This is a genomic window from Synergistaceae bacterium, from assembly GCA_012728235.1.
Classification (GTDB): Bacteria; Synergistota; Synergistia; order Synergistales; family Synergistaceae; genus JAAYFL01.
Window position 1 is genome coordinate 1 of sequence record JAAYFL010000023.1, and the last position, 9,858, is coordinate 9,858.

Consider the following 9,858-nt stretch of genomic DNA (forward strand, 5'->3'; position numbering starts at 1 on the left):
CCATCTGTTTCAAGGACGAAACTAAAGGAGCCTGACCATCCATATGTTTTGGCGACCTCCTCCCTTGTGTAGAGTGCTCCAACTCCCCATACCCCCTCATCAACAAGAGAGGCAAGGAGCTTATGGACTTCGCTCTCGTCCTTGGGATCTTTCACGAAGATAGAGGCGCTCATGCCATTGGATTGAGCGTACGCTCTCCAACTACGCACCGACCCATCGGGAGCCACCTCAATCATACCTCGCTGCGCCAAAATATGGTTAAGCTTTATCCTCCGTGCGATGTTCATCTGTCCGTGGTCACTCAAAAGGATAAAATCTGTCTGCTCAAACACTCCCGCTTCACGCATCGCCTCAATAATCTCACCAAGCCACAAATCAGTCATGTCTAGTCCTTCATCAAGATATGGATGGAAAACCCCGTGACGGTGACGCAACGTGTCCAAGTAGCAGTTATGGGCGACTAAAAGATCTGGTTGGTGACGGCGAATCAGCGAGCAGACACACCCGTTGATAAAGTGATCAAAGGTTTGAGCAAGGGTTATCTTTGTATCGGCACTGAGCTCCTCGGAGGGGAACCGGTTGAAGTTTTCCCTTACGATTTGTTCAGTTTCCTGGTTCGCCCCTTGGGTAGCAAAGCATGCACATACCTGTTCCATTGAAACACGCTCCCCAGGTTCGTAGAAGAAGTACTCGTTAAGCAAATAGTCGATATTAGGATTTCGACCGGTAACAGGCCAATAGACAGCAGCGGTGCTCATCTTGGCCCGCTTCGCTGCAGCAAAAAGGTCCTCAACCTGTATCATCTCACTGTAAAGATGCCAATCGGGGTATGGGGCGGAGAAACCAAATTTAGTGTTGTTGAAAACCCCATGGGTGGCTGTCCTGCAACCGGTGATGAGGCTGACATGTGCCGGATAGGTAATACTCGGATAGATACTCATCATCCGATTGACACGTGCCCCTCTCCCCAACAGGAGAGAGTAGTTGGGTTTCTTTTCAAGATACTCAAGATCTTTATCCACCATTGCGTCCATCGAGAGGACAAAAAGTTTACGTTGCATCTGCTCCTCCACAGTTTTTATTTCGCTTAAGTGTTGGGTACAGGGACCTAATGGAAATTTCCTCTTCGACAATAAATGATTATTCCTACTTTGGATTTTGAAGAGTAACTTCTTATCCCATATATCATTTTAACTCATGGCACCACTATCGAAAAAGGTCTTTCAAAATTCTACTTTCTTTTGGAGTCGGCCACACTTCCGACCTCTTCAATACCTGCCATTTGCTTGTTCGTATAAACTTTTCAATGCAGGGTAAAGTGCTTTATAAAGACTGAACTGCTCATCATATATTACCGCATGATCTTTTGAAGGAATGAAAAGGGAACTAGTTTCAATTTTTCCCTCAATGCTAGAATAATCCTCCATCAAACCAAGACCGATCATCGCACAGTAACATAAACCTATTGTCCCAATGTAGCGAGGATTCTTGGGAACCCGTATTGGAATTTGTAGTATGTTAGCCAACATCTGCATCCAAACATCACTTTGGGCACCTCCACCAACAACACGAATCTCATTAGGCAATCTGCCATGGAGGCTGTGATATTTCTCCAATGACCAACGATGTGTATAGCAAATGCTTTCCAGCATTGCCCGTGCAAAATATCTACGATCATGTTGTTCCGTTATATTGAAAAAAACTGCCTTCGCATTCTTCGAAAGCGGCTTCAACTCCCCGTTCAACCAGTGTGTTGCTATGAGTCCCGACGATCCAGCCGGTACCTGGGCAACTTCGGAATCAACAAATTTGGTTATTTCCTTACCGTAAGTATTTTTCTCGGCATTATAGAACTGCTGTATCAACCAATCGTATGCCTTTCCCCCGGTTTGAATCGAAAAGAGTGCGCTCTCGAAATGCTCATCGAGAGTAAAATATAGATTGGAATAGTTTTCGAGACGATTTCGCTGTATCTCTGCAAACCAAGAGGAAGTCCCTAAATAAATATGGGTACAGCCTTCCCGTATACAACCACTTCCAACAGAAATCGCAGCAAGATCTGTAAACCCTGCAAAAACAGGGACACCCGCTTTCAGTCCCATCTGTGCTGCAGCATTGGATTCCAAGTATCCCACACACGAAGTAGAAGGAACTGATTTAGGGAATTTATCCAAGTCCCCATCCAATTCTGCACAGCGTAGAATTCGATTATACCGCTCCTGCAAGTTACTATTCGGAGTTTCAATGAAATTATCAGAATAATCTGTGGTTAAAGTACCAGTAGCACGATATTTGAAATAGGTATTTAAACCAACAATGTGCTCCGCATTCATCCAAATCTCAGGTTCTTGTTCTTTCAACCACATGAGTCGCGGCCAATATTCCTGCCCTGTTCCAACATCAAAATTCAATCTTCTATTCAAGAAATCAGCCTGCTCTACGGCTCTCGAATCCATCCAAGTCAAACTTCTGCATAATGGCTCACAAGAAGAATCGAGCGGTATGATATGTTTCCAAGGAGCTGAGATAACCAAACCTTTTAAATCTGAGATATCACAATCCTTCACGCATTCTCTGGAAGCTTGACACAATGAATCCCACAATACGCCAACATCTTGCTCAGCTCGATCACTGGATGGCTGAAATAGTTCGCATTCAGTTTTCGCGCAATTGATGTTCCATGTCTCAAGGTGTATTGCCGAGGCCTTGATAGACGTTGTGCCACAATCGATAGCAAGAATAAAACTCATAGCTGACTCCTCACACAGTAGCTATAGTACCCCAAACCAGAGGGATGATGTGCGATACAGTCAATCTCGATTCCAAAGAAATCAGGCTTGACATATCGACTTTCAGAATACTTCCGGATTCCCGATATGCTCCTCGCTAATCTCCTGAAATGGATAGAATGGTTTGGGTAGATGTTGAAATGGAAGGGTAAGCAGATTAGGACCCGCAGCACCGGGAGTATCTGTATTAATTACTTGAGATGAAATGGGATCGTAACTCGCCCGCAGTGAAGAACAGGCTTTCACAGAAACCAGTCGACACAACGTAGGCTCGATTCCAAACCCTCGATAGAATTGCAGATCACCGGCATTTTCAGATTTTGACGTAATCAAAATTTGGACATATCCTATTTCAATTACAGCACAGAGTCCCAAATTTCTCATTTGACCTCGTTCTGCTGGTCCCTCCAATAAAAATGTTCCATTGTGCAGACTTTTAATAAATGCATCTTTAACGAGCACGGGGGTGCTCAACTGCGGGGCCAAGCTTGCTCCAAGCAGAAAATCAGCTTTATTGTTCACCCCAACAGAAAATGCTTTCATCACTGCGCTCTTATCCAGTACGGTGACCGCACAGCGCAAGGAATCCTTGTATTTCAAGATATGGTTGATGACAGTAGCGCTATCCCCACACGCTCCAGCATTCGGGGAATCCGCAGAATCCACCAAAACAACTGGTCTGCCACTATCATTCTGGAGTGCCAAGCGAACTACTTCATCAATTGAGCTCAACGTGTCCCCTTGGATTTCTAGGCGGAACTGAAATAGCTTGTGTGCCAACTCCTTGGCGTATGTAATTGAGGCTTCCGTATTTTCGGCAGTGACCACAACGCACGACGCTATTTCAGATATATCGAGCCACGGTTGTACTTGGAATATTGTGAAATCAACAATCTTGCCTGTGGCAACTAAGCTGTGTCCTCGTTCTATGAGATATCTCAGTTTGCCTTGAGTGGTATTGTTGGCGTGAGCGGGAGCCATAATGGGGAGTGTCACACGCGCATTGACAAGGGTCCGTCCCTCGAGTTTATCACATGCAAGCGTCGCTACTCTACAACCAACAGAATAATGATCAAGGTGAGGGTATGTCTGGTATCCACAGATGAAATCTGAATTGCGCATCATTTTGCTTGTTACGTTCGCATGAAGATCGCAACTCACCGAAATGATTGTCTTCGGCCCCACCCAACCGCGGATTGATTGAAGTATATCACCGCAGACATCCATAGACTTATCCGATATTGTAGCTCCATGGAGTGAAACAATTATCCCCTCGAATGGACCATCTGCCTTAATAATGGTCAACATTTTCTGTAAAAAGTCGTCTATTACTTCTTGCTTGACTGGCCCTCCGCTTTTAGAACGCATATAAATCCCATCACACACATGAACACCTCGAACCTTCAATGTGTGGTGAATTCCTTCGACTGTTTCGCCTTTCAATCCATTTGATTGTAATAATGCTCCACCTTGATTAACCCCACTGCTACTAAAACAATCAGAGCCACACAACACAGGATTAAATGAGTTGCTCTCTTGAATAAATTCGCAAACAAGCATGCGTCTTACAACAGTATTTTGCATCAATTTCCACCTAATTGGAGTAACGGGCCGCAAGCGACCCGTTCTCCGGAGTATTTATCTGACAAACTTAGCGATTTGTTGCGTTATACAATTGGAATGATTCATTAATAGTGGCACACATTTCCGCTATGGCTTTCTTAACAGGGACCCCACTCATGACAGCTTCCAAGCAGGTCGCTCCAGCAGGGCTGTACACATTATTCGTTGCAGTAAATGCATAGAATGCGCTGCTATCTGCCTGTTGTAGCTCATGAATGAGAACCTTGATATAGGCGTTTTCAGGATCGTTGATGAATTCCTGATATTCTCCAGAATTGTAAATTTCATCATAGAGCGGCAGATATCCCGTCATTTTATTCCAGCGTAATTGCACACTGGGAGAGGTAAAATACTTGATGAATTCCCAGGCACCGAGTTGTTCTTCTTTGCAGCCATTGTCAACGATGAAGAAGCCATTACCGGAGGCACAGTATCCGGTTTGCTTACCTTTCTCAGTCACTGAGAACATCGGCACGAAACCATATGTTGAACCGTATGCTTTCGCGGCATCGTTGACATTCGCTCGGTACGAGTTGGTTGTCACGACCATCGCAAGCTCGCCTCGACCAAGAGCAGGAATTATATCGTCTTTAATTTTTGCACCAAAAGGAAACACGTAGCCTTTACTTGCGAGATTCGCCCAAGATGTGTAGTAACGTTCAACTATATCCGCAAACCCATTGCTATTATCATCATACAAACACCTGGTAGGAAGACCTGTTGTGCCATTTTCATTATCTGTACAATAATAGCCCTCTCGAGCAAAGGCGTAATTTGCCCAAATTCCCGAATGCTCTTCAGCAATCCCATACTTGGCAAACCCACCTTCGACTATCCTTCCCGCTGCTTCATAGATGGCATCCATGCTTCGGAGAGAGTATGGATCGATCCCCGCTGCTTTAAACACATCAGCATTATAGAAGAATCCTGAAAGAGATTGCCCCAAAGGATAACCAATGAGCCTTTCATTCAACCCATACGTAGCGACAAGATTTCCATACAAATTGGTCTTATAACTCGGATCAGCATCCATGAAATCTTGTACCATCTTCACCACACCTGAATACAAGTAAGATCCTACAGTTTCTGAGGAACTATTGCATAAGGCTGGGAGGTTCTCACGATCGGTCGCTTGCATCTTTGCTAACTGATCATAATAGTTACCATTTCTTTCCTTAACGACAAAATACTTGCTTTGAGAGGTATTGAATTCAGAAATGATCTTATCAAAAAAGTCAGAACTATCTCCTGTGTATGTGCACCAAAACATCACTTCTATGCGTCCATCTTTTGTGAGTGTCGGAGCAATTTCTTTTTCGACAATTTTTTCTTTGGTACCTGCGGCAAACACACCGGTGATTACAAATACTGCAATCAATACCATGAGAGTCATTTTTTTCATATCTCATTCTCCTTTTTTTAACCGGCTATAAGTCGGTAATTTACACAAAATACAATGCTTTAACCCTTAATTGCACCTTCGGTCATCCCTCTAACAAGATATTTTTGGCCAACGATGAACACCAGAATCGCCGGGAGAATACATAGAGATGCACCGGCGAGAATATGAGGCGTTTTACCAGCCTCTCCGCCTTCCAGCATCGCCATCCCAAGTTGAATCGTTCTCATGCGATCTTTATTCGTAACCAATAATGGCCAGAAATAGCGGTTATAGATTGCAATGAACTCATAGATGGCTAAGGAAGCCAATGCCGGTACAGAAAGGGGGACAGCCACCTTGAAAAAATACCCCATGTCAGAGCAGCCATCAATTTCAGCAGCATCCTTAAGTTCTTTTGGTATTGTTAAATAAAATTGTCGTAGTAAAAAAATACCCATACCACCAACCAAATAAGGAAGAGCCATTCCAATATGGGTGTCGGTAAGTTTCCAATGCTGTATTTGAATGTAGTTCGTGATGATAACCACGTCACCGGGGATCATCATGGTTGCTAAAATAATCGTAAATAATAATTTACTGAAGGGGAACTCAAAGAAAACAAATGCATATGCAGCAAGACTACAAATAGCTAATTGACATGCAATGATAATTCCACACTGGATAAACGTATTCTTCATGTATGTGCCAATTGGAATAGTTCTCATCACCCAAGAATAATTCTCAAAGGTTGGATTCTTCGGTAGAAACCGTAAACCGATTGTCCCCATAAGCTCTTCATTTGTCATCAAGGAATAAGAAACGCAGATTATGATTGGAAGGACGATTATAAAGCCAAGCAAAATCTTGAAAAGATGGTTTGTAAACAGATGGAGGTGTTTTATAAGGTGGTTTTTATTAGCTGTTGGATTCGCAGTACTTGTCATTAGTAGAAAACCATCCTTTTTTCAAAAATATTTTGAATTCGGGTTATAATAAAGATGACTAAGAATAACAGGATTGCCTGCACACAGGCTGTTTCATACCGATTGTTCAGGATTGCATTCCTATACATACTATATATCAATGTATTGGTAGCATTGTTTGGTCCGCCCTCAGTCAATAGCTTGATCTGTGTGAACGCCTTAAATGAGTTTGTGATATTGAGAAATATAACGAAGAAAATCTGAGGAGACGCCAAGGGTATGAGAATATTAAATGTTTTTCTGAGAACACCTGCACCATCGAGGGTGGCACTTTCAAGTAATTCTTCCGGGACGTTTCTAAATCCTACCAAGAGGAAAATATAGCTTGCTCCGATGCTAAGCCAAATGGTAACAATAGCGACCGCGAACAGCGCCCACCGCGGATCTTGAAGCCATGCGATGTTGGTTCCAAGTATTTTGTTAAGAATTCCATTTTCTTTCCGCATTATGAATGTAAAAATCGCTGATGCGGGAGCAGAGGCGACCGCCATGGGGAGTGAAAACATCACTTCGTGCAATCGACCTCCTCTACCCCGGGAAACACTGACAAGAGAAAGAAACATTGCAATTACCAGAGTTCCTGTCCCAATCATCAGTGCAAACAAAAAGGTGTTGCTAATGATTTTTCCAAATAAAGTCCCACTTACAACTCGTATATAATTGGAAATACCAACCCATTTGACAAAGTTCCCTTTTTTATCGGTAAAAGCAAAAGAAAGAATAATAGTCTTCAAGAAAGGCCAGAAAGTAAATAGAGTAAATAATATAAAGGCAGGTAATAACAATAAATAAGGGGTTATTTTAACCGGCTTTCGTTGAGATTGAATTGATATAGACTTATTTCTTTTCATATAAGGCACCTTTGGATATCGAATCTCATAGTTTAATCAACGCATAGTTTACCATATAAGTCAACAAAAATATTTGGTAATTCCACATTGTTTGTGGATTTGCCAAATTGCTATGGATTGATTTTTCCAATTCAGTAGGTAATACTTCTAGTTGCCAACTCATCAAATGTGGATCTGCAAATAATAGTTCTCATAGTAATAGGGGTTAATATATTATGACGGCCAATAAAAGACAGAAAATAATTATCGACACACTCAAGACTCGCGGTGGCGTCATCAAGGTTAACGAAATCGCTAAACAGTTTGGAGTTTCAAATGAAACTGCCCGCCGAGATATTGAATACTTAAAAGAACAAGGAGCAGTGACGCGAGTATATGGTGGGGCGATTCTATCTAATAATTTCAGTCAAAAATTTTTTTCTCCGGAAATAGACAATACTGATATTTGGAAAAAAACCGCTATCGCGAGAGCTGCCGCGACCATGGTCAAGGACGGCGAGAGCATCTTTGTAGGAATCGGCAGCACTATGTTGCAGGTAGTGCGCAATCTTAAGAGTTTAAATGAACTTACCGTGATTACTCCCAGTCTCCCTGTTGCAATGGAATTGACGAATACTCCCTTTAGAATCATTGTACTTGGTGGTATCCTTGACCCAAACGAACTTGATCTTTCAGGTCCACTGACATTGAATAATATGGACTTCTTCCATGTTGATAAAGCCTTCCTTGGAGCTGGCGGGGTTACTGTTGAGTCAGGGATTTCCGATTATAATCCGAACGGATTTGGTCGCCACGCCAAGATGAGCCGGTGCGCAGACACAACGATATTGGTTGCGCAGAGCGATAAGTTTGGGAAAGATGCACTTTCAATAGAGATGCCCCTTTCACAGGTGGATACAATCATAACGGATGATAAGCTTCCTAAAGAAATGGAAGCAGCCATTCGAGAAACCGGAAAAAATTTAATTATTACTCGATTGGACTCGAAGGAATAATTTTTCCGTAAATCAATGCTGGTTCACCACCACAATGGCCTCTACTGTCACCTCACTCTTGATGGAATTGGAGATGAGGCAGTAGCGCTCGGCTCGCTCGATGAGCTTGAGCGCTTCCTCCCTGTCCGCTTCGTTTGCCACCGTGATGGTGGGCTTGATGTGGATGCGCGTCATCAAGAGGCTCTTCTCAACCTTGTCCAGGATGCCGTCCGCCTCGCTCTTGTAGCTCAAGAAGTCGAGATTGGCCCGCTCGGCGAAGGAGAGGAAGGTGGTCATCAGGCAAACCTCGGCGGCTGCTGTGTAGAGGTGCTCGGGCGACCAGATGCCCTCGTGTCCTCCGGGGAAGTTCGGCGGGGTCGCCACCTCGATGGTGGGCAATCCTCGGCTGGAGAGCGCCGCTCTCCTCTCTTTCGTCCATTCAACGGCGGTGGTATAGGTATGCTTCTCGCTCATCATCTGCTCCTTGTCGCCAAAGGATACTCACAAAAAGTGGGGGTCGGCTAGCCTTGCCACCACTCTTGCGCTATGCTGTGCCATCAGAAGGAGCAGATCATGATCATAGACCGCATCGAAAACCTAGCAAAGTACATCCCCGCCCTCCCCCAATTGGAGGAAGTCGTCGCCATCCTCGAAAGCGGAGCGCTCTCAACCTTGCCGCTCGGCGCCTATCCCTGCGACGATCCCTCGCTGCGCTACACCATCATGAGCTACGAGACCGAGGCGGTCGATGAACGGCCGTACGAGATTCACCGCCGCGACGCCGACGTACAGATGCTGCTTGCGGGGCGTGAGCGCATGGACACAGGTGACAGCGAGAGCTTTGTCCCGTCCGGGGAGTACAGCGCAGAGCGGGACATCGTCTTCGGCAGCGGGCGCAAGATCGCCTCCTATTATGCCGACCCCTCCCTCTTCGTCATCTTCTTTCCCGGCGAACCGCACGCCCCCAACATCGCAGTCGGTGATGACCGTGCGGCGAAGAAGGTGGTCTTCAAGATCATCGTCTGATCAGATACATCTTGATCTTGCAGAATATCACCGTTGACAGATGGGAAAAGCCGTGCGACCATACCTGTAAGACAGCTTAACAGCTAGACCGATAATACCATTGGGTGCAACGCACCCTCAGGCGGAGAGAATGAAAAAAGCATTGATCGTTTTGTTGCTCGCAGCCCTGGTGGGCCCGGCACTCGTTGCCCAGGCCTCCACGGAAGCCAAGCCCGTCGAACTGGTCTACAC

The 9,858-nt window shown here is 44.7% G+C and carries 10 protein-coding genes; 3 read left to right on the plus strand and 7 right to left on the minus strand.

All coding sequences use genetic code 11. From position 1 onward, the window contains the following. From GXZ13_01730 to GXZ13_01755, 6 genes are all read right to left on the minus strand, one after another. Positions 1–1,061: alkaline phosphatase family protein (locus tag GXZ13_01730; protein ID NLX74560.1), on the minus strand; the 1,061-nt coding region annotated here is incomplete at its 3' end. A gap of 207 nt (positions 1,062–1,268) precedes the next feature. Then, a complete protein-coding gene (locus GXZ13_01735; protein ID NLX74561.1) occupies positions 1,269–2,750 on the minus strand; it encodes a carbohydrate kinase in 1,482 nt (493 codons plus the stop codon). A 102-nt stretch (positions 2,751–2,852) separates the two neighbouring features. After that, complete coding sequence (locus GXZ13_01740) at positions 2,853–4,406, minus strand: M81 family metallopeptidase (GenBank protein ID NLX74562.1); 1,554 nt, start codon at positions 4,404–4,406, stop codon at positions 2,853–2,855. A gap of 34 nt (positions 4,407–4,440) precedes the next feature. Further along, complete coding sequence (locus tag GXZ13_01745; protein ID NLX74563.1) at positions 4,441–5,814, minus strand: extracellular solute-binding protein; 1,374 nt, start codon at positions 5,812–5,814, stop codon at positions 4,441–4,443. Positions 5,815–5,873: 59 nt separating this feature from the next. After that, positions 5,874–6,737: a carbohydrate ABC transporter permease gene (locus tag GXZ13_01750; protein NLX74564.1), complete on the minus strand. Its 864-nt coding sequence runs from the start codon at positions 6,735–6,737 to the stop codon at positions 5,874–5,876. Then, positions 6,737–7,603, minus strand: a complete 867-nt coding sequence (locus GXZ13_01755) for a sugar ABC transporter permease (protein NLX74565.1) — start codon at positions 7,601–7,603, stop codon at positions 6,737–6,739. The genes GXZ13_01750 and GXZ13_01755 overlap by 1 nt, the downstream gene beginning before the upstream one ends. A 239-nt stretch (positions 7,604–7,842) precedes the next feature. On the opposite strand from GXZ13_01755, the gene GXZ13_01760 reads away from it, so the two are divergent. Continuing rightward, positions 7,843–8,622 (plus strand): DeoR/GlpR transcriptional regulator, encoded by a 780-nt coding sequence (locus GXZ13_01760; GenBank protein ID NLX74566.1) that lies wholly within the window; start codon positions 7,843–7,845, stop codon positions 8,620–8,622. Between the two features lie 12 nt (positions 8,623–8,634). Here the strand turns inward: GXZ13_01760 and GXZ13_01765 are convergent, their stop codons facing one another. Further along, complete coding sequence (locus tag GXZ13_01765; GenBank protein ID NLX74567.1) at positions 8,635–9,075, minus strand: OsmC family peroxiredoxin; 441 nt, start codon at positions 9,073–9,075, stop codon at positions 8,635–8,637. Positions 9,076–9,147: 72 nt separating this feature from the next. On the opposite strand from GXZ13_01765, the gene GXZ13_01770 reads away from it, so the two are divergent. Together GXZ13_01770 and GXZ13_01775 are read left to right on the plus strand one after the other, a co-directional pair. Continuing rightward, positions 9,148–9,627 carry a DUF386 domain-containing protein gene (locus GXZ13_01770; GenBank protein NLX74568.1) on the plus strand — a complete coding sequence of 160 codons (480 nt, stop codon included), beginning with the start codon at positions 9,148–9,150 and terminating at the stop codon, positions 9,625–9,627. Positions 9,628–9,757: 130 nt separating this feature from the next. Further along, positions 9,758–9,858 (plus strand): C4-dicarboxylate ABC transporter substrate-binding protein (locus GXZ13_01775; protein ID NLX74569.1); only part of this gene is annotated, 101 nt, incomplete at its 3' end.